Annotated in this window: 15 protein-coding genes; 8 read left to right on the top strand and 7 right to left on the bottom strand. The window is 64.5% G+C overall.

Annotation, left to right across the window (positions count from 1 at the left end; genetic code table 11):
- The first annotated feature begins 25 nt into the window (after window positions 1-25).
- Both hpaD and OZ411_RS19590 read left to right on the top strand, forming a co-directional pair.
- Entirely contained in the window at window positions 26-1,009 is a 984-nt protein-coding gene (gene hpaD, locus OZ411_RS19595; RefSeq protein WP_282529267.1) for a 3,4-dihydroxyphenylacetate 2,3-dioxygenase, read from the top strand.
- Between the two features lie 117 nt (window positions 1,010-1,126).
- Window positions 1,127-2,755, top strand: a complete 1,629-nt coding sequence (locus OZ411_RS19590; protein WP_282529266.1) for a thiamine pyrophosphate-dependent enzyme — start codon at window positions 1,127-1,129, stop codon at window positions 2,753-2,755.
- Window positions 2,756-2,871: 116 nt separating this feature from the next.
- Here OZ411_RS19590 and alkB read toward each other — a convergent pair whose 3' ends face one another.
- From alkB to OZ411_RS19575, 3 genes are all read right to left on the bottom strand, one after another.
- Window positions 2,872-3,522 (bottom strand): DNA oxidative demethylase AlkB, encoded by a 651-nt coding sequence (alkB, locus tag OZ411_RS19585; protein WP_282529265.1) that lies wholly within the window; start codon window positions 3,520-3,522, stop codon window positions 2,872-2,874.
- Between the two features lie 168 nt (window positions 3,523-3,690).
- Window positions 3,691-4,377 carry a DUF2848 domain-containing protein gene (locus OZ411_RS19580; RefSeq protein WP_282529264.1) on the bottom strand — a complete coding sequence of 229 codons (687 nt, stop codon included), beginning with the start codon at window positions 4,375-4,377 and terminating at the stop codon, window positions 3,691-3,693.
- Window positions 4,370-5,719 carry an amidase gene (locus tag OZ411_RS19575; RefSeq protein ID WP_282529263.1) on the bottom strand — a complete coding sequence of 450 codons (1,350 nt, stop codon included), beginning with the start codon at window positions 5,717-5,719 and terminating at the stop codon, window positions 4,370-4,372. The genes OZ411_RS19580 and OZ411_RS19575 overlap by 8 nt, the downstream gene beginning before the upstream one ends.
- 227 nt (window positions 5,720-5,946) lie before the next feature.
- On the opposite strand from OZ411_RS19575, the gene OZ411_RS19570 reads away from it, so the two are divergent.
- The 4 genes from OZ411_RS19570 to OZ411_RS19555 all read left to right on the top strand — a co-directional run bounded on the left by OZ411_RS19570 (window position 5,947) and on the right by OZ411_RS19555 (window position 9,915).
- Window positions 5,947-6,360 (top strand): Zn-ribbon domain-containing OB-fold protein, encoded by a 414-nt coding sequence (locus tag OZ411_RS19570; protein ID WP_282529262.1) that lies wholly within the window; start codon window positions 5,947-5,949, stop codon window positions 6,358-6,360.
- Between the two features lie 4 nt (window positions 6,361-6,364).
- Entirely contained in the window at window positions 6,365-7,504 is a 1,140-nt protein-coding gene (locus OZ411_RS19565; protein ID WP_282529261.1) for a thiolase, read from the top strand.
- Between the two features lie 131 nt (window positions 7,505-7,635).
- The gene (locus OZ411_RS19560; protein ID WP_282529260.1) at window positions 7,636-8,550 is read left to right on the top strand and encodes an SDR family oxidoreductase; all 915 of its coding nucleotides are present in this window, start codon (window positions 7,636-7,638) and stop codon (window positions 8,548-8,550) included.
- Between the two features lie 252 nt (window positions 8,551-8,802).
- Window positions 8,803-9,915 (top strand): SMP-30/gluconolactonase/LRE family protein, encoded by a 1,113-nt coding sequence (locus tag OZ411_RS19555; RefSeq protein WP_130577152.1) that lies wholly within the window; start codon window positions 8,803-8,805, stop codon window positions 9,913-9,915.
- Window positions 9,916-9,994: 79 nt separating this feature from the next.
- On the opposite strand, the gene ppc is transcribed toward OZ411_RS19555, so the two are convergent.
- The 3 genes from ppc to OZ411_RS19540 all read right to left on the bottom strand — a co-directional run bounded on the left by ppc (window position 9,995) and on the right by OZ411_RS19540 (window position 15,572).
- Window positions 9,995-12,784, bottom strand: coding sequence for a phosphoenolpyruvate carboxylase (gene ppc / locus OZ411_RS19550; protein ID WP_282529259.1), 2,790 nt, complete (start codon window positions 12,782-12,784; stop codon window positions 9,995-9,997).
- 254 nt (window positions 12,785-13,038) lie between these two features.
- Window positions 13,039-14,586, bottom strand: a complete 1,548-nt coding sequence (locus OZ411_RS19545) for an acyl-CoA synthetase (RefSeq protein ID WP_282529258.1) — start codon at window positions 14,584-14,586, stop codon at window positions 13,039-13,041.
- 173 nt (window positions 14,587-14,759) lie between these two features.
- On the bottom strand, window positions 14,760-15,572 hold the full coding sequence (locus OZ411_RS19540; RefSeq protein WP_130577154.1) for a crotonase/enoyl-CoA hydratase family protein: 813 nt from the start codon (window positions 15,570-15,572) through the stop codon (window positions 14,760-14,762).
- A 100-nt stretch (window positions 15,573-15,672) separates the two neighbouring features.
- Here OZ411_RS19540 and OZ411_RS19535 point away from each other — a divergent pair, with 100 nt between their 5' ends.
- The gene (locus tag OZ411_RS19535; protein ID WP_282529257.1) at window positions 15,673-16,548 is read left to right on the top strand and encodes an SDR family oxidoreductase; all 876 of its coding nucleotides are present in this window, start codon (window positions 15,673-15,675) and stop codon (window positions 16,546-16,548) included.
- A 160-nt stretch (window positions 16,549-16,708) separates the two neighbouring features.
- Here the strand turns inward: OZ411_RS19535 and OZ411_RS19530 are convergent, their stop codons facing one another.
- Window positions 16,709-17,983 carry an acyl-CoA dehydrogenase family protein gene (locus OZ411_RS19530; protein WP_282529256.1) on the bottom strand — a complete coding sequence of 425 codons (1,275 nt, stop codon included), beginning with the start codon at window positions 17,981-17,983 and terminating at the stop codon, window positions 16,709-16,711.
- Between the two features lie 218 nt (window positions 17,984-18,201).
- Between OZ411_RS19530 and OZ411_RS19525 the strand changes: the two genes are divergently transcribed.
- On the top strand, window positions 18,202-18,981 hold the full coding sequence (locus OZ411_RS19525) for an enoyl-CoA hydratase-related protein (protein WP_028164941.1): 780 nt from the start codon (window positions 18,202-18,204) through the stop codon (window positions 18,979-18,981).
- Window positions 18,982-19,180: the final 199 nt, after the last annotated feature.

The following is a 19,180-nucleotide window of genomic DNA, read 5'->3' as shown; positions in this document are numbered from 1 at the left end:
GACGACCTCAAGCAGGGAAACATCGATGCCTGTTCCGCAGCACGTCTTTGATCCGCCGTTCAACATCATCCGCTGCAGCCACGTCGTGCTCGACGTGACCGACCTCGCCGCCAGCCGCGCGTTCTATGAGGCCACCGTTGGGCTACATGTCGAGGACGCGGACGACAAGACGGTTTATCTGCGCGGCTCCGAAGAGCATCAGCATCACTCGCTGGTGCTGCGCAAGGCGCCTGTAGCAGCCTGCAGCCGGCTCGGCTTCAAGGTCGGCAATGATGCTGACCTCGACAAGGCGGCGGCGTTCTTCTCCGAGCACGGCGTCGATTATCGCTTCTCGGATCAGCCGTTCCAGGGCCGCACCTTGCAGTTCTCCGATCCATTCGGCTTCCAGCTTGAGCTCTACGCGACGATGGACAAGCGCCCACACCTGCTCCGCCGCTACGACCTCTATAAGGGTTGCCATCCGCAACGGCTCGATCACTTTAATGTCTTTGCCGCCGAGCTGCAGGACAGCATCGAGTTCTACGCACGGCTCGGCTTTCGTCTCACCGAATATGGCGAGGAAGACGGCCCGAACGGACGCATTGCCGCGGCATGGATGCATCGCAAGGGCAATGTGCACGACCTTGCCTTCACCAACGGCAAGGGGCCTCGCCTGCACCATTTCGCCTATTGGGTGCCGACGGCGATGAATGTCCTGCATCTCTGCGACGTTATGGCGTCGAGCGGCTTCCTGAAGAACATGGAACGCGGCCCCGGCCGCCACGGCATTTCCAATGCGTTCTTTCTCTATGTCAGGGATCCCGACGGCCATCGGCTCGAGCTTTACACCAGCGACTATTTCACGGGAGATCACGACCATGAGCCACTGCGTTGGTCGCTGAAGGACCCGCGGCGGCAGACGTTGTGGGGCGCGCCCGCTCCACGCTCCTGGTTCGAGCAGGGGTCGCCATTCGCCGGACAGGCGGTGCGCGAGCCACTGTTCGTTGCCGACGTCACGATTGCAGATTGAGCGAGCCGATGTCTCCACCTCGTCTCGCCACCTATGCGATCGGCATCGAGGCCGAAGGCGTCGGCGTGTTGCGCAACGCCGTTGTCGACGAAGCATAAGAAGCAGATGGATAGCAAGATGAGTTCAGCCAGCGGCGGCGAAGTGATCGTCAACGGCCTCGTCGCCCAGGGCGTCGACACGGTGTTCGGCCTGCCCGGCGCGCAAATCTATGGCCTGTTCGACGCCTTCCATCAGGCGCAGCTCAAGGTGATCGGCGCGCGGCACGAGCAGGCCTGCGGCTACATGGCCTTCGGCTATGCGCGTTCGAGCGGCCGCCCGGGCGTGTTCAGCGTGGTGCCCGGCCCCGGCGTGCTCAACGCCAGCGCGGCGCTGCTCACCGCCTTCGGCTGCAACGAGCCGGTGCTCTGCCTCACCGGGCAGGTGCCGACCGCGTTCCTCGGCAAGGGCCGCGGCCATCTGCATGAGATGCCGGACCAGCTCGCGACACTGCGTACCTTCGTGAAATGGGCCGATCGCATCGAATATCCCGATGCGGCGCCGGCGATGGTGTCGCGCGCATTCCAGGAAATGCTGTCGGGCCGGCGTGGACCGGCGTCGCTCGAGATGCCCTGGGACGTCTTCACCCAGCGTGCCGCAGTCGCGCCATCAGAGCCGTTCGGGCCGTTTCCGGCGCCACTGCCCGACCCCGACAGGATCAAGACGGCGGCCGCTCTGATCGCGGCGAGCAAGACACCGATGATCTTTGTCGGCAGCGGCGCGATCGACGCGGGCGAGGAAATTCTCGAGCTTGCGGAAATGATCGATGCGCCCGTCGTCGCCTTCCGCAGCGGCCGCGGCATCGTCTCCAATGCGCATGAGCTCGGGCTGACCATGGCGGCCGCTTACAAATTGTGGCCGACGACCGATCTGATGATCGGGATCGGCACCCGCATGGAATTGCCGGCCTCAGGATTCCGCTGGCCATACCAGCCCGACGGCATCAAATCGATCCGCATCGACATCGATCCGGTCGAGATGCGCCGGCTCACGGCTGATGCCGCCATCGTGAGCGATGCCAAGGCCGGCACCGCCGAGTTGCTGGCGGCCGTACGCAAAACTGGTTTTGGCAAGAGCACCGGCCGGCGCGCCGCGATCCGCGAAGCAACCGCGGCAGCCGCGCGCGAAATCCAGCGCATCCAGCCGCAGATGGCTTACCTGAAGATTCTCCGCGAGGTGCTGCCGTCGAATGCTGTCGTCACCGACGAGCTCTCGCAGGTCGGTTTCGCCTCCTGGTATGGCTTTCCCGTCTACGAGCCGCGCACCTTCGTCACCTCGGGCTATCAGGGCACACTCGGCTCCGGCTTTCCGACCGCGCTCGGCGCCAAAGTCGCCAATCCCGACAAGCCGGTGGTGGCGATCACGGGCGACGGCGGTTTCATGTTCGGTGTGCAAGAGCTTTCCACCGCCGTGCAGTATCGCATCGGCGTGGTGACGCTGGTGTTCAACAACAATTCCTATGGCAATGTGCGGCGCGACCAGCGCGAGCGCTTTGACGGCCGCGTGGTGGCGTCGGACCTCGTCAATCCGGATTTCGTCAAGCTCGCGGAGTCCTTTGGTGCCGGAGCTGCGCGCGTCACCTCGCCCGATCATTTCCGTCCCGCGCTGGAAAAGGCGCTGGCCGACGGCGGGCCCTATGTGATCGCGATCGAGGTGCCGACGGATTCGGAAGTGAGCCCGTGGGCGTTTATTCATCCGGCCAAACCCTGACACTGTCATTCCGGGATGCGCCGAAGGCGCAGGCCCGGAATCCATGGCGCCACCGGGTAACGCGGTGAAATGGATTCCGGGCTCGCGCTACGCGCGCCCCGGAATGACGGGGGAAGCTATCGCGTCTTGCGGAAGGTGAGATTGATCCGCTGACGGCCGAGCACCGCGTGCTCACCGTCGGCGAGCGGCGCGACGCCGTGGAAGAACAATCGCGACGGCCCGCCCCACACCACGACATCCCCATGCGTCAGCCGATATCGAGCCGTCTTGTCGCTGCGCTTTGGGCCGCCGAACAGAAAGATCGCGGGCAGGCCGAGCGACACCGAGACGATCGGCGCGGCAAAATCCGTCTCGTCCTTGTCCTGGTGCAGCGACAGTCTTGCGCCCGATTCGTAACGATTGACCAGGCAGGCATCCGGCGCAAAACCGTCAAAGCCGCCTTCCGCCGCCGCCTCGCGCGCCAGGCGCACGAGCACCGGCGGCATTGCCGGCCACGGCTTTCCGGATTCCGGATCGATGCGGTCGTAGCGATAGCCGCTGCGATCGGTGACCCAGCCGACCGTGCCGCAATTGGTCATCGTCACCGACATCTGATAGCCACCGGGCGTGAACATGCGGCGGAACGCTGCCTGCGCGACGATCTCGCGCAAGGCCGGGATCAGCTCGGGCTCAACCGCAAGCGCAAATCCGCGCAGGATCACCGCACCTTCCGCGATCGCTTCGCGCGCGGGGAGGTCGGCTAGGTTATCGAATAAATCAGCGGTCAAACCACAACACTCGCGTTGGTCCCGAGGTGGTGGCGGATCCGCGCACAATCAACCACCCGATTTCCGATATTGCGGCGTCATTGCGAGCGCAGCGAAGCAATCCATGCCGCAGCGGGCGGAGAGAGATGGATTGCTTCGCAACGCTCGCAATGACGATGGGGCGACTACCTACCCCAAAACCGGCAGTGTGATCACGTCATACGCATGGCGGATCGTTCGCTTCAGCACCGGGTCCTCCAGCTCGAACTCGAACCGGCTCGCCGGGCGGATGCCGCCCTTGGCGGCGAAAGTGCCGCCGAACATGGCGCAGCCGTCGGGCAGGCCCTTGTCACCGAAACCGCGGGCGATCAGTTCCTTCACCGGCAGCATGCCGTCGAGCGTGCCTTCCTGGTAGAGCACGCGCTCGCCATCGATCCACGCCCAGGAGCGCAGGATCATCTGGTCCCAGTGGTCGATGACGTCTTCGAGCTCCCAGAGTTCGGAGGCGATCGGCTTGTCGCACATCTGTTTTGAAACCGTGACGCTGTAGCCCTCGACCTTGCGGTCGGTGTGATCGGAGCCGCAGCCGACGAAGATGCGGCCCTGCCAGCCGATCAAGACGAACTCGACCTCGCCGCTGGAATCCTCGCCGCAGACTTCGATCGTGTCCTCGGTGGTCAGCCGCCGCGCCGAGCAGCGGTAATAGATCGGCGTCGTCGCCGGCCGCGCAATGCCGATCGCCTCTAGCTCGGCGATATGCTTGTCGCGCGCCACCGGATCGCGACCGGTCCAGCCGGCGATCACGGCCTGGTCGATGGCGAGCGTCAGTGGCGTCGCCATGCCCTTGTCGTCGATGGTGAAAGCGAGGTCATACACGGATGATGGTCTCCATTGCGGCCGCGATCTCGAAGATGCGGCGATCCGATCCGCCTGCGGCGGCGACCATCAGACCTACCGGCACATCATCTTCACGATGGGCCGGCAACGAGATGGCGCAGCCGTCGAGCACGTTGATCAACGTGCAGTTACGCAACGCGCGCAGATTCTCCGCGGTGAACGCCTTGTCGTCATCGAGGTCGGCGATCTTCGGCGGCGCATTGGCCGTGGTCGGCAGCAGCAGCGCATCATAGGGCGCGATGCGCTTCTCGGTGCGTGCGATGAAGGATTTTCGCGCATTGAGCAGATCGATGTAGTCGGCGGCCAGATATCCCTCGCCGCGCATGATGCGCGTGGCGACGCGGGGGTCATAGATGTCGCCCTTGCTGGCGAGCAGATAGCGATGCCAGGCATAGCTCTCGGAAGCCGCAAAGCCGCCCTTGGCGTTCATGATGCCGACATCGAGGAACTCCGGCACCTCGATCTTCTCGATCAGCGCGCCCGCCTTCGACAGCGCCGCGAGCGCTCGGTCGAACGTCTTTGCCACGGCCTCATCAAGATCATCGAGCGCAACCGTGGTCGGCACCGCGAACCGCAGACCTTTCACCGGCCGCGGCTGCAGCGGCGTCACCGGCTCGCTCGCGAGCACGGCATCGAGCGTTGCGCAGCAGGCGACGGAATTGGCAAGCGGCCCGTAGCTGTCGAGCGAGAACGACAGCGGCACACCGCCATCGAGCGGGATGCGCCGCTGCGTCGGCTTGTAGCCGACGATGCCGTTGAAGGCCGCGGGGATCCGGCAGGAGCCGCCGGTGTCGGTGCCGAGCGCACCAAAGGCCATGCCATCGGCGATCGATACCGCCGCCCCCGACGACGAGCCGCCGGGCACATGGCCGACACTGCGGTTGTAAGCGCTCTTCGGTGTGCCGTAATGCGGATTGATGCCGATGCCGGAATAGGCGAACTCGGTCATGTTGGTGCGGCCGATCACGACGAAGCCGGCCGCGCGAAGCCGCGCCACCACGGGCGCGTCGGCTTCCGCCGGCGCGGAATCCTCCAGCGCGCGGGAGCCGGCGCGGGTCACCTGCCCCTTGATGTCGAAGAGGTCCTTGATCGAGACGGGAATGCCGGCAAAGGGCGACGGCGCCGCATGCGCCTTGCGCAGGCGGTCCATCGCATCGGCAGCCTCGAGCGCGGCCTCCTTGTCGACGTGGATGAAGGCGCGCTGCCCCTCGCCCGCGGGATCGGCGATCTTGGCGAGGCACTGCTCAACCAGTTGGCGGGCCGTGAGGCGGCCGCTCTCGAGGTCTGCGGCGAGTGAGGCAAGGGTCGGATTGTCAGGCATGGCTTTCGATTTCAGGTCTCTTCTGGCGTCGAACGTTGTTTGAGGCGCGGCGCGGCAGATTTGCCGCGTGGCGGACTATTGCCTGAGACAGGCTGGCATACAAGCGCGCTGTCGTCTTCGGAATACCGCCATGCGATTGCAAACGCTGGACCGTTGACGACCGATAGTCAATTGTCGCATCACGTTTTTGAACGAGGCCTGACGGCCTGATCCAGGGAGGATGCCGAATGGCCGAAGCTGCACGCGCAAAACCGAAACCGACGCCGGAAACCCAGCATTTCTGGGATGGCACGCAGGTCGGCGAATTGCGCCTGCAGCGCTGCGACGCCTGCTCGCATGTCTATTTCCCGCCGCGCCCGTTCTGCCCGTCCTGCGCCTCGCGCAAGGTCAGCATGTTCAAGGCAAGCGGCAAGGGCAAGCTCTACAGCTACGTCATCAACCACCGTCCCGCCGCGCCCGGCTTCACGCCGCCTTACGCCATTGCGGTGGTCGAACTCGATGAGGGCCCGCGCATGATGAGCAACATCATCGACTGCCCGCAGACGCCGGAAGCGCTCGAGCTCGACATGAAGCTGGAAGTCGCGTTCGAGAAGCTCGACGACAAGATCACGCTTCCTTTGTTCCGTCCGGCGAAGGGTTAAAGAGATGCGCAGGAACCAGGTTGCCGTCGTCGGCGCGGCCGAGACCACCGAGCTCGGCGTCATCCCCAATATGTCGCAGCTCCAGTTGCACGCGGATGCGGCGCTCAATGCCATCGCCGATGCGGGGCTGAAGCTGTCCGACATCGACGGTTTCGCCACCGCGGTCGAGACGCCACAGCAGGTCTGCCACTATCTCGGCATCAAGCCGACCTGGGTCGACGGCACCTCGGTCGGCGGCTGCTCGTTCATGCTGCATGTCCGCCATGCCGCGGCCGCGATCGAGGCCGGCCTGTGCAAGACCGTGCTGATCACGCACGCCGAGAGCGGCAAGTCGATGATCGGCAAGCAGCCGCGCTCCACGCCGCCGGACAGCCTCAACGGCCAGTTCGAGGCGCCGTTCGGCGTGTACGGGCCGCCGAGCATGTTCCCGATCCCGGTACTGCGCTTCATGAAGACCTACGGCATCACCCATGAGCAGATCGCCATGGTCGCCGTCGTGCAGCGCGAATGGGCCGCGAAGAATCCGCGCGCGACCATGAAGGACCCGATCACGGTTGCCGACGTCCTGAACTCGCGGATGATCGCCTATCCGTTCCGCCTCCTGCAGTGCTGCCTCGTCACCGATGGCGGCGGCGCGCTCATCCTGACATCAGCCGATCGGGCCAAGGATTTCCCGCAGAAGCCGGTCTACATCCTCGGCACCGGCGAGAGCGTGGAAACGCCGATGGTCAGCCAGATGGAGACCTTCAACTCCTCGCGCGCCTTCAAGGTCGCAGGCCCCCTCGCCTTCAGGGAGGCCGGCATCACCCACAAGGACGTCGACCATCTCATGATCTACGACGCCTTTGCGCACCTGCCGCTCTTTGGCCTCGGCGATCTCGGCTTCATGCCGCACGAGGAGACCGGCAAGTTCATCGCGGACGGCAACACGCGCCCCGGCGGCAAGCTGCCACTCAACACCAATGGCGGCGGCCTCTCCTACATGCATTCGGGCATGTACGGCATGTACGCGCTGCAGGAGAGCGTGCGCCAGATGCGCGGGATTGCGCCGGCGCAGGTCAAGGACGCGAAGATCTCGGTCTGCCATGGCGTCGGCGGCATGTTCGCGGCATCAGGCACGATCATCTTCACGAACGAGAAGTAACAGCCCGTCATTCCGGGATGCGCCGATAGGCGCAGGCCCGGAATCCATCGCGCGGCAAAATGGATTCCGGGTTCGCGCTTCGCGCGCCCCGGAATGACGGCTTGAAGCGAAACAGAGAGCGGAGAACCCACATGACAAAATCACTGCAGGACAAGGTCATCATCGTCACCGGCGCGGGCCGGGGCATCGGGCGCGAGATCGCGCTGCTCTGCGCCGCTGAAGGCGCCAAGGTCGTGGTCAACGATCCCGGCGGCACGTCCGACGGCGCGGGATCGAGCGCCGCCCCAGCCGAGGAGGTGGTCGAGGAAATCAAGAAGCGCGGTGGCACCGCGGTCGCCAATTTCGAGTCGGTTGCGGAAGCGATCCCGGCCAGCAAGATCGTGAAGACCGCGACCGATCATTTCGGCCGGCTCGACGGCGTCGTCAACAATGCCGGCATCCTGCGCGACATGATCTTCCACCGCATGAGCGTGGAAGCGTTCGAGGCCGTCATCAAGGTCCATCTGATGGGCTCTTTCTACGTCAGCCACGCCGCGGCGCGGCTGTTCCGCGAGCAGGAGAGCGGCTCCTTCGTGCACTTCACCTCAACCTCGGGCCTGATCGGCAATTTTGGCCAGGCCAACTACGCCGCCGCCAAGCTCGGTATCGTCGGCCTGTCGAAGTCGATCGCGCTCGACATGAGCCGCTTCAACGTGCGCTCCAACTGCGTCTCCCCGTTCGCCTGGACCCGCATGATCGGCACCATTCCAACCGAGACCGACGCCGAGAAGGCGCGCGTGGAGAGGATGAAGCAGATGGGGCCGGAGAAGGTCGCACCGGTCTGCGCCTATTTGCTCAGCGACGCCGCCAAGGAGGTCACCGGGCAGATCTTTGCGGTCCGCATGAACGAGATCTTCCTGATGGGCCAGTCGCGGCCGCTGCGCTCGGTGCACCGCGGCGAAGGCTGGACGCCGCAGACCATCGCCGAACACGGCATGCCGGCGCTCAAGGGCTCGTTCTACAACCTCGACCGCTCCGCCGACATCTTCGGCTGGGACCCGATCTGAAGCTTGGGTAAGACGTAGGGTGGGCAAAGCGAAGCGTGCCCACCATTCCGAGCACGCCGTTAGATGGTGGGCACGCTTCGCTTTGCCCACCCTACCGGCCGCCGCCTACGCTGATACTTTCATGACAACGTCGTCCCGGCTCGCTGCCGGGACGACGCCTATCTCTGGTTGATCCATCACGGCTGCCCGCATTATGCCGGATTGCGGGCGCATGAGTTCCTTCCCAACAACAAAAAAGCCTGGGAGGAAGTCATGAACAATCCAAACAATTCACCCAACCTGCAGGACGGCGGCTCGATCGGGCTCGACCGCCGGACGCTTTTGCGCAGTGCAACGGCGATTGCTGCAACTGCGGCGGTGGCGCCGGAAGCCTTCGCCCGCGATTTCGGTCGCAATGCGGAGCCGCAGCGCTATCCCGACCCTGATATCGTCGTGATCGATCCGAAGCGCTTCAAAGCCAAGGTCGGCAACACCGCGATCAAGCGTCTCTATACGGGCTGCCTGTGGGCCGAGGGGCCCGCCTGGAACGCGCAGGGGCAATATCTGGTCTGGAGCGACATCCCCGCCAACCGGCAGCTTCGCTATCTCGACGACGACGGCCACATCTCCGAGCAATTCCGCAAACCGTCGAACGAGGCCAACGGCAACTCCTTCGATTTCGAGGGACGGCAGATTTCGGCCGAACGCACGCGGCTGGTGCGTTTCGAGCACAACGGCACGGTGACGGTGCTGGCCCAGGAAGCCAACGGCAAGCCGCTGAACGGGCCGAACGACATGGTGGCCCACCCCAACGACAAGTCGATCTGGTTCACCGATCCCGGCTATGGCGCGATCTCGATCTATGAGGGGCAGCGCGCCAACACCAATTCGGTGCAGCCCTACCAGAAGGAGGCGGTGTACCGGGTCGACGGCCAGTCCGGTCAGATCACCAAGGTTGCCGACGAGCCGTTCAAGCCGAACGGCATCGCCTTCAGCCATGACTACAAGAAGCTCTATGTCTGCGATACCGGCATCACGCACTATCCGAATGCCAACAACGTGGTCTGGAGCTACGACATCAATGGCGACAAGCTGTCCAATCCGAAGCAATTGATCGACATGAAGCTCGACGGCAAGTCAGGCTTCCCCGACGGCCTGCGGGTCGACATCGACGGCAACATCTGGGTCGGCGCCGGCTGGGTCGGTCCGGGCTATGACGGTGTGCAGGTGTTCGCGCCCGACGGCACTCGCATCGGCCAGATCCTGCTGCCGGAGACCTGCGCCAACGTCTGCTTCGGCGGCAAGAAGCGCAACCGCCTGTTCATGACCGCGAGCCAGTCGCTCTATGCGGTCTATGTGGAGACGCAAGGCGCGCATAACTGCTGACGCAGTCGGCGAATAGGGAGTGGCGAATAGCGAATAGGAGACGTCTATTCGCTACTCGCCATTCGCTATTCGCCCTTCCCTACCCGCTATTCCTCAACCCCGCGGATATCCCGTTGATCGTGAGCTGGATGCCGCGCAGCACCTGCTCGTCCGGGTTCTGCGCGCGATGCTCCTTCAACAGCTCCACCTGTACGTGGTTGAGCGGGTCGAGATAGGGGAAGCGGTTGCGGATCGAACGGTCGAGCAGCGGGTTGCCCTGCAACAGCCGCTCATGCCCCATGATGTCCAATAGCGTCTCGATCGAGAGATGCCATTCGCGGCGGATGCGGCCGAAAATCTTCTCGCGCAATTCCGCATCCGGCACCAGCTCGGCGTAGCGCGAGGCGATCGCGATCGAGCTCTTTGCCAGCACCATGTCCATGTTGGAGAGCAGCGTGCGGAAGAACGGCCACTCCCGGTAGAGCTCCTGCAGGAATGGCATGCCCTGCTCCGGATGCTCCGCGATCCAGGCCTCGACCGCGCTGCCGAAGCCATACCAGCCCGGCAGCATCAGCCGGCACTGCGCCCAGGAGAACACCCAGGGAATGGCGCGGAGGTCCTCGATCTCGCGGGTCTTCTTGCGCGACGCCGGTCGGCTGCCGATGTTGAGCGTCGCGATCTCGTTGATGACCGTCGAGCCCCAGAAATAATCGGCAAAGCCGTCGGTCTCGTAGACCAGACCGCGGTAGGCCTTGAAGGCAAGCGCCGAAAGCTGCTCCATCGCCTTCAGATATTCGGCGCGCGGCGCGCTTTGCCTGGGCTGCAGCAGGCTGGTCTCGAGCGTCGCGGCGGCAAGGATCTCCAGATTGTTGCGGCCGACTTCGGCGTTGGAATATTTGCTGGAGATGATCTCGCCCTGCTCGGTGATGCGGATCTGGCCGTTCACGGCGCCGCCGGGTTGGGCGATGATGGCGTCATAGCTCGGGCCGCCGCCGCGGCCGACCGAGCCGCCGCGGCCATGGAACAGACGCAGGCGCACGTGATGGCGCTCAAATGCCTCGACGAGGCCGATTTCCGCCTTGTAGAGCTCCCAGCCGGAAGTGACGAACCCGCCGTCCTTGTTGCTGTCGGAATAGCCGAGCATCACCTCCTGCACGCCGCCGCGGCTGTCCACCAATCGGCGATAATCGTGCAGCGCCAGCATGCGGTCCATGATGCCGCTGGAGGCCTGCAGATCCTCGATGGTCTCGAACAGCGGCACGATGTTGATGGCGCTGCGGCCGGAGGGGTTGATGAGCCCGACCTCCTTCAGCAGCACGGCGACCTCAAGCATGTCGGACATACCTTTGCACATCGAGATGATGCATTGGGAAATCGCCTCCGTGCCGAAGGTCGCATGCGCTTCGGCGGCGGCCCGGAACACCGCGAGTTCGCCCTGCGTCTCCTCGCTGTATTTCACGAAGGGCGACGACAGCGGCCGGGCGCTGCGAAGCTCGCCGAGCAACAGGTTGATGCGGGCGTCCTCGCTGAGCGCCATGTAGGACATGCCGCGGATCGCGGTATCGAGCAGTTCGGCGACGGTGCGCTCATGCACCGCGGAGTTTTGCCTGATGTCGAGGCGGGCGAGATGGAAACCGAAGCAATCCACCGCGCGCCGCAGCAGCCGCAAGCGTCCGCGCGCGATGACGGCGGAGTTGTTTGCGATCAGCGAACGGTCGAGCACGTCGAGATCGGCCTTGAGCTCGTTGACGTTGGTGTAGGGCTCGGCCTTGCCGACCGGCCGCCGCGTGATCTCGACCTGCAGCTTCTCGGCGGTCGCGGTCAGCCGGGCGTAGATGCCGGATACCGCCAGCCGATACGGCTCGCCGCTCCGGTGCGGCGAAGGATCGGGCGAGCGCTCCGCGAGCACGCGCAGTTCGTCCGAAACATCGGCGAGGTTCTTGGCCAACGACAATTCGGCGCCGAGTACGTGCAGCTCTTCCAGATAGAAGCTCAATATCCGGCTCGACTGCAGCCGCAGCGTGCCGCGCATGACGTCGGCGGTGACGAACGGGTTGCCGTCGCGGTCGCCGCCGATCCAGCTTCCCATCCTCAGGAAGGATGCGAGTTCGCCGGGCTCGCCGCCTTCCTTGTTGAGCCGGTCCTCCAGCGCGCAATGCAGCCGCGGCACCTCGTGGAGGAACGTGTAGTCGTAGAACGACAATCCGTTGGTGACCTCGTCCAGCACCGTAAGCTTGGTCCGGCGCAACAGATTGGTCTGCCATAGCGTCACCACGGCGCGGCGAAGCTGCTCGTCGCTGGCCTCGCTCTCTTCCGGCGTCATCTGCAACCGCTCGCGCCGGTCGAGCAGGCCCGCGACCTCCATCTCGCGATCCATCGTGCTCTTGCGCCGGACCTCGGTCGGATGCGCCGTCAGGACCGGGCTGACCAGGGCGCCCTTGAAGAAGCGGCGCAAATCGTCCGGGCTGAAGCCGGCCTGCTGCGCATGGTGCAGGGTCTGCGTCAGCAGGCTCGGGCGCGGCGCGCCGGACCCCCGCCCCCGCATCTGGCGGATGTTGTTCTGGTCCTCGGCGATGTTGGCGAGGTGGGAGAAATAGCTGAAGGCGCGGACGATCCGCACCGTTTCCGAGATCGACATGCTGTCGAGGATGGTTTCCAGTTCCCCCCGCGCCTGCCGGTCTTCATCCCGATGGAACCGGATCGAGGTCTGCCGGATGCGTTCCACCAGGTCGAAGACGTCGGCGCCCTCCTGGTCGCGCACGGTGTCGCCGAGGACGCGCCCGAGCAGACGGATGTCATTGCGCAGTCGCGCATCCTCCTCGATCGCCTGGCTGTCCTCAGCGCGATTGGCGCGGACATCGGTCTCGGAAGACGTGGTCTGGGGAGACATTGGCTGATCGCTCCAGCAACTGCCCGGCAGGTGCGGAGTGTGCAACTTTTTTGCCGCAGCGCAAGACGAAGTTGGGGGCGGCGCACACGAGATGTTGCGCCGCCCGCCCCATCTCCATCCTCATCCTGAGGAGCCGCGTAAGCGGCGTCTCGAAGGATGGGCCGCGGGTACGATCGTGGCCTCATGGTTCCAGACGGCGCTGCGCGCCTCCTCACCATGAGGGTCGGGAGGGTCAAGCCCGGGACGACGGAAAGTCAAATCCTCCTGCCTGCCTGTTCCCAATAGGGATCGCGGAGGCGGCGCTTGAAGATCTTTCCGGAATCCTCGCGCGGCAGGTTGGTCGCGATTTCGATGTGCTTGGGCACCTTGTAATCGGCGAGCGACGCCTTGAGCTGGGCGCGAACCGAGGCGACGTCCAGCTTGGCCCCTGCTTGCGGCTCGACCACCGCCATCAGCGCTTCGCCGAATTCGGCATCGGGGATGCCGAACACCGCGCAATCATGCACACCGGGAACGGCATGCAGCACCGCCTCGATCTCCGCCGGATAGATGTTGACCCCGCCCGAGATCACCATGTCGCGCTTGCGGTCACAGATGAAGACGTAACCGTCCTCGTCGATATAGCCGACATCGCCTGATGTGACGAACCCGTCGCGGTCGATCTCGACGCGCTTGTCCGGCTTGTTGTGGTAGGTGAAGTCCGGATTGCCCGCGATGCGCGAATAGATCTCGCCGATCTCGCCCGGCGGCAGCACCTTTCCGTCCTCGCCGATGAAGCGCAGCTCGGCACCGGGCGAGATCTTGCCGACGGTGCCGGGCTTGTTCAGCGCGTCCTCGGAATTCGCGAATGTCACCGCACCTGATTCGGTCGAGCCGTAGAACTCGTAGATCACCGGCCCCCACCACTCGATCATCGCGCGCTTGATATCGGCCGGACAGGGCGCCGCGGCATGGATGACATGGCGCAGCGAGGATACGTCATATTTCCTGCGCACCTTCTCGGGCAGCTTCATCAGGCGGATGAACATGGTCGGCACCATGAAGACGGTGTCGACCCGCTGCTCCTCGACCAGAGCCAGGAAATCTTCCGCATCGAAGCGCGGCATCATCAGCAGCGCGCCGCCGAGCCGACCGGAACGGAGGCCGAAGGAATTCGGCGCGGAATGATAGAGCGGGCCCGGCAGGAGCGCGCGGACGCCAGGCCTGAGGCCATAGATCATGGCGCGCATCGCTTCCGCATTGGCCGCCTGCTCCGGTGTCGGCGCGAAGCGGCGGACGCCCTTGGGATGGCCTGTTGTGCCCGAGGTGTAGATCATGTTCTGCGGCTGCGGCACCACCGGGCCGTCATAGCGTGGGTGTTTCGCGAGCCAAGGCTCGAAATCAACAGCGAAATCCGGCACGCCGAGATGATCGGGATTGATCTTGTAGTTGGCGAGGATTTCCGGCGGCGTCGGCACGCTCAGCACGGTGACGCCGGCGGGAATGGCATCCCGCAGCGGATGCAGCATATCGGCATGCGCAATCAGGACCTTCGTGCCGGAGTCGGTCAGCACGTAATTGATCTCTTCCGGCTTGAAGTGCCAGTTGATCGGCACGCCATAGGCCCCGAGCCGCATCGCGGCATAGGCGGCCTCGATGAAGGCGATGTCGTTGCGCATCAACATGCACACGCTGTCGCCCTCGCGAACGCCGAGCTTCCGCAGGCCGCTGGCGATGCGCTCAGTGCGCTCGGCGACCTCCTGATGCGTCCGCCTGCGATCGCCGCTGATGATACCGAGGAAGAGTTGGGAGGTTTCGCTCATTGTTATTGTTCTTTGCTGCGTGCTTGTGTCGACTTGCTCCGACGATGACCCCTCATGGTGAGGAGGCGCGCAGCGCCGTCTCGAACCATGAGGCCCCGGATGTCCCACCCGCGGGCCCATCCCTCGAGACGCCGCTTGCGCGGCTCCTCGGGATGAGGGCGGTGCGTGGCGGCTCACGCATCCACAAAGCGCGGCGGGCGCTTGTCGATGTTGGCCCGGACCGCTTCCGTCTGGTTCGGGCTGCCCAGCAGCTTCTGCTGCTCGACGGACTCGGCGAGTAGCGCAGGACCCGGATCGACCGACAGTTTGTTCAGCAGGCGCTTGGCCGCGCGGACCGCATCCGGGCTCTTGCCGGCGATCTCACGCGCGACATCGAAGGCCGCGGCGCGCGGATCGTCGCACACCCGGGTCGCAAGTCCATAGCTCAGCGCCTCCTGGGCCGAGAAGATGCGCCCCGTATAGGTGAGCTCGCGCAAGATGTCGTCGCGCACCAGCGTGGCGAGGATCGGCGTGCCCGCCATGTCGGGCACCAGGCCCCATTTGATCTCCATGATCGACATCCGCGCATCAGCGCTGAGGAACCGCATGTCGGCGCCGAGCGCGAGCTGGAAGCCGCCGCCGAAGGCGACGCCGTGAACCGCGGCGATGACCGGCACCGGGAGCTGCCGCCAGCCCCACACCGCCTGTTGCGGGAAATTGGCCTCGCCGTGGGTCCGGACGGTCAGGTCGCGCGTTTCGCCGCCGGCGATCCCGTTGCCGCCCTTCTCCTTCATCGCGGCGAAACGTCCCATGTCGAGGCCGGCACAGAACGCCCGCCCCTCCCCGGACAATACTACCACCCGGACGCCTTTTTCGGTCGAAAGGCGCTCGGTCGCGGCCACCAGCGCCTCGAACATCGGGGCATCCAGCGCATTCATCTTGTCCGCGCGCACCAGCCGGACATCGGCGATCCCGTCGGAAACCGAGATCGTGACGCGTTGCTCCATGGAATTGTCCTCCGCTGTTCTTGATGGCGCTTTACAGAAGGGCCGTTGCCGGTTTTAGTCAATCGACCAATTAACTGACAATCCCCTTTGGGTGGAAACCATGTTCACAGATCAGCTTCTCGCCGGACGGCGTATCCTCGTGACCGGGGGTGGTACCGGTCTCGGCAAGTCCATGGCCGCCAAATTCCTGCAGTTGGGGGCCGAAGTGCATATCTGCGGCCGCCGCAAGATCGTCTGCGACGAGACCGCGACCGAGTTGATGGACCAGTATGGCGGGCGCGTGGTCAGCCACGGCGTCGATATCCGCAATGCACTGGCCGTCGACGAGATGGTCGAGGCGATCTGGACGACCAGCGGCCCCCTCACCGACCTCATCAACAACGCCGCCGGCAATTTCATCTCGCGCTCCGAAGAGCTCTCGCCGCGCGGCTTCGATGCGGTCGCCAATATCGTGATGCACGGCACGTTCTACGTCACCCATGCGGTCGGGCGACGCTGGATCGCCGGCAAGCAGCGCGGCAATGTGGTGTCGATCAGCGTCACTTGGGTGCGCAACGGCTCGCCCTATGTGGTGCCGTCGGCGATGAGCAAGTCCGCGATCCACGCCATGACCATGTCGCTTGCGATCGAATGGGGCAAACACGGCATCCGCCTCAACACCATCGCGCCCGGCGAGATCCCGACCGAAGGCATGAGCAAGCGCATCAAGCCGGGCGACGAAGCCGGCGCGCGGACCAAAGCGATGAACCCGATGGGCCGCGTCGGCACCATGGAGGAATTGCAGAACCTCGCCGTGTTCCTGATCTCCGGCGGTTGCGACTGGATCAACGGCGAGACCATCGCAATGGACGGCGCCCAGGCGCTCGCCATGGGCGGCAATTTCTATCAGCTCCGCGAATGGAGCGACGACGACTGGACCCAGGCCCGCGACTCGATCAAGGCGCAGAACGAGAAGGATCGCGCGGCGCGGGGGTGACCCGCGCGGTGGCCGTCGTCCCCGGGCAAGCGAAGCGTGACCCGGGACCCATAACCACAGGGCGGCGTTGTGGCGCGAGCAAGCAGTTACAGCTTTGCTTATCACATCCACTTGTGGTTATGGGTCCCCGCCTTCGCGAGGACGACAGTGGAGTGCGGGGCTAGCGCTTCCCCGCTCCCATATAGCCGAACAGGAAGCCCGCCACCTTGCGCTTCTGGATTTCCTCGCTGCCTTCCGTGATGCGGTAGCGGCGGTGGTGGCGGTAGATGTGCTCGAACGGCTTGTGGCGTGAATAGCCCATGCCGCCGTGGACTTGCATGGCGCGGTCGGCGGCCTCGCAGCACAGGCGGTTTGCCCAGTAGTTGCACATCGAGACCTTGTCGGAGAGCGTGTGCTCGACCTGCGCCTGGGTGAGCTGGTCCATTTCCCAGGCGGTCTTGCGGATCAAGAGACGCAGCATCTCCGCTTGCGTGGCGAGTTCGACCAGCGGCCACTGGATGGCCTGGTTCTCGGCCAGCGCCTTGCCGAACGGCTTTCGCTCCCGCGCATAGTTGACGCTTTCGTTGATGCAGTAGACGGCGGCGCCCAGCGAGCTCGCGGCCTGGCGGATGCGGTTCTCGTGCACGAAGCACTGCGCCAGCGACAGCCCGCGGCCGACTTCGCCGAACAGCGCATCCTCAGGCACGAACACGTCCGTAAAGCTGACACGGGGATGATCGGTCGGCATGTTGAAGGTCCACATATATTGCTCGACCTTCACGCCTTCCGATTTCGCCGGCACCAGGAAGCAGGTGATGCCGCGCGCGTCGCCATCATTGCCTGACGTGCGCGCAAACAGCGCGCAGTGGGTCGCGACATGCATGCCCGTGGTCCACATCTTCTCGCCGTTGATCAGCCAACCCTTGACGTTGTCTCGGGTCGCAGGCTCCGCCTTGGTCTCCATATGCGTCGCATCGGAACCGTGGTCGGGCTCGGTGAGGCCGAAGGTGATGCGGTACTTGCCAGTGATCGAGCCGTCGATCATCGCCTTTTGCGCGTCGCTGCCGTAGCGGTCCAGCATGGTGACGACAGGGAAATTGCCGACGATCGAATGCTCATTCTGCAGGTCGTTGTGCAGGCCTAGACCCTTGGAGGCAAAATGCTCGCGGATCACGGCCATCCAGAGGTTGGAGCCGTCCTTGCCGCCATAGCGTTTCGGGATCGCGAAGCGTAGATGGCCCGCGGCATCGGCGCGGTCCTTTGCTTTGCGCAGCAGCGCCTCCCATTCGTGCCGCGGCAGGCCGCCATTGTCGAAATCGGTGCGCGCCCATTCGCGGCGGTGGTCGAAGAATCGGATGTTGTCGTCAGCCTCCTCCAGCGGCTTGATCTCGCGCGCGATGAAGGAATCGAGTTCGGCGAGATAGGCGACGAGGTCGGCCGGCAGGTTGAAATCCAAGGCAGTCTCTCCCGGAGATATCGTTGATTGTCGTTTTGCGTTTAGGCGCTGCGCGCTCCTGCTTCGTCGATTAAGGTGAGAAGACGGCGCTCAAGTCAAGCAATCACGTCGCGCTTGGCATGCGCGCCTTGCTTGCGTAATTGAGTGGCATCAAACCCCAAGCCGGCGCTAATATCGCGGCCAATATTCTTCGCCACAGAAAATCAGCGGGAGCGAATATGGATCTGAAATTCTCGAAGGTGGAACGCAAGGGCCCGATCACGATCGTAACGCTGTCGCGCCCCGAGGTGTACAACGCGCTGCATATCGACGCGCATTTCGAGCTCAACAAGGTGTTCGACGACTTTTCCGCCGATCCCGAGCAATGGGTCGCGATCGTCACCGGTGCCGGCGACAAGGCGTTCTGCGCCGGCAACGATTTGAAATGGCAGGCGGCCGGCGGCAAGCGCGGCTGGGACAAGGGCGGCTTCGGTGGATTGACCTCGCGATTCGACTGCGACAAGCCGATCATCGCCGCGGTCAATGGCGTGGCGATGGGCGGAGGCTTTGAGATCGCACTCGCGTGCGACCTCATCATTGCCGCCGAGAACGCGACCTTCGCGCTGCCGGAACCGCGCGTCGGTCTCGCCGCGCTCGCCGGCGGCCTGCACCGATTGCCGCGGCAGATCGGGCTGAAGCGCGCGATGGGCATGATCCTCACCGCGCGTCACGTCAGCGCCAAGGAAGGCCACGAGCTCGGCTTCGTCAACGAGGTCGTGCCGCAGGGCGAAGCGCTCGCCGCTGCCGTGCGCTGGGCCGAGACCATCTGCAAGAACTCGCCGATGTCGATCCGCGCCTCCAAGCAGACCATCGAACGCGGCCTGGCCGTGTCGCTGGAGCAGGCAATCAACGAGCAGCGCGATTACCCCGCGGTGAAGGCGATGGCAGCCTCGCAGGATTACATCGAGGGCCCGAAGGCGTTTGCTGAGAAGCGCCCGCCGAAATGGGTGGGGAAGTAACATCTTCCCCGTCATTGCGAGCGGAGCGAAGCAATCCATCTCGCCGCTCGTGGAGGCATGGATTGCTTCGTCGCTTCGCTCCTCGCAATGACGAGCGTGGTTGAGAGTCGTAGGATGGGTAGAGCGTAGAGACTGGGTAAGAATTTTTTCCGCCCGGATTACAGGGCCCAGGCGAATGCCGGGCGGATTTTGGCTCGGA

The organism is Bradyrhizobium sp. Arg237L, assembly GCF_029990105.1.
GTDB lineage: Bacteria > Pseudomonadota > Alphaproteobacteria > Rhizobiales > Xanthobacteraceae > Bradyrhizobium.
This window is presented reverse-complemented; position numbering and strand designations above follow the sequence as displayed.

Excerpts from the sequence above, each read along its gene's own strand:
- OZ411_RS19545 (WP_282529258.1), bottom strand. The coding sequence starts at position 14,586 with ATGAGCGAAACCTCCCAACTCTTCCTCGGTATCATCAGCGGCGATCGC.
- OZ411_RS19535 (WP_282529257.1), top strand. The coding sequence starts at position 15,673 with ATGTTCACAGATCAGCTTCTCGCCGGACGGCGTATCCTCGTGACCGGG.
- OZ411_RS19565 (WP_282529261.1), top strand. The coding sequence starts at position 6,365 with ATGCGCAGGAACCAGGTTGCCGTCGTCGGCGCGGCCGAGACCACCGAG.
- OZ411_RS19575 (WP_282529263.1), bottom strand. The coding sequence starts at position 5,719 with ATGCCTGACAATCCGACCCTTGCCTCACTCGCCGCAGACCTCGAGAGC.
- ppc (WP_282529259.1), bottom strand. The coding sequence starts at position 12,784 with ATGTCTCCCCAGACCACGTCTTCCGAGACCGATGTCCGCGCCAATCGC.
- hpaD (WP_282529267.1), top strand. The coding sequence starts at position 26 with ATGCCTGTTCCGCAGCACGTCTTTGATCCGCCGTTCAACATCATCCGC.
- OZ411_RS19590 (WP_282529266.1), top strand. The coding sequence starts at position 1,127 with ATGAGTTCAGCCAGCGGCGGCGAAGTGATCGTCAACGGCCTCGTCGCC.
- OZ411_RS19570 (WP_282529262.1), top strand. The coding sequence starts at position 5,947 with ATGGCCGAAGCTGCACGCGCAAAACCGAAACCGACGCCGGAAACCCAG.
- OZ411_RS19560 (WP_282529260.1), top strand. The coding sequence starts at position 7,636 with ATGACAAAATCACTGCAGGACAAGGTCATCATCGTCACCGGCGCGGGC.
- OZ411_RS19540 (WP_130577154.1), bottom strand. The coding sequence starts at position 15,572 with ATGGAGCAACGCGTCACGATCTCGGTTTCCGACGGGATCGCCGATGTC.
- OZ411_RS19555 (WP_130577152.1), top strand. The coding sequence starts at position 8,803 with ATGAACAATCCAAACAATTCACCCAACCTGCAGGACGGCGGCTCGATC.
- OZ411_RS19525 (WP_028164941.1), top strand. The coding sequence starts at position 18,202 with ATGGATCTGAAATTCTCGAAGGTGGAACGCAAGGGCCCGATCACGATC.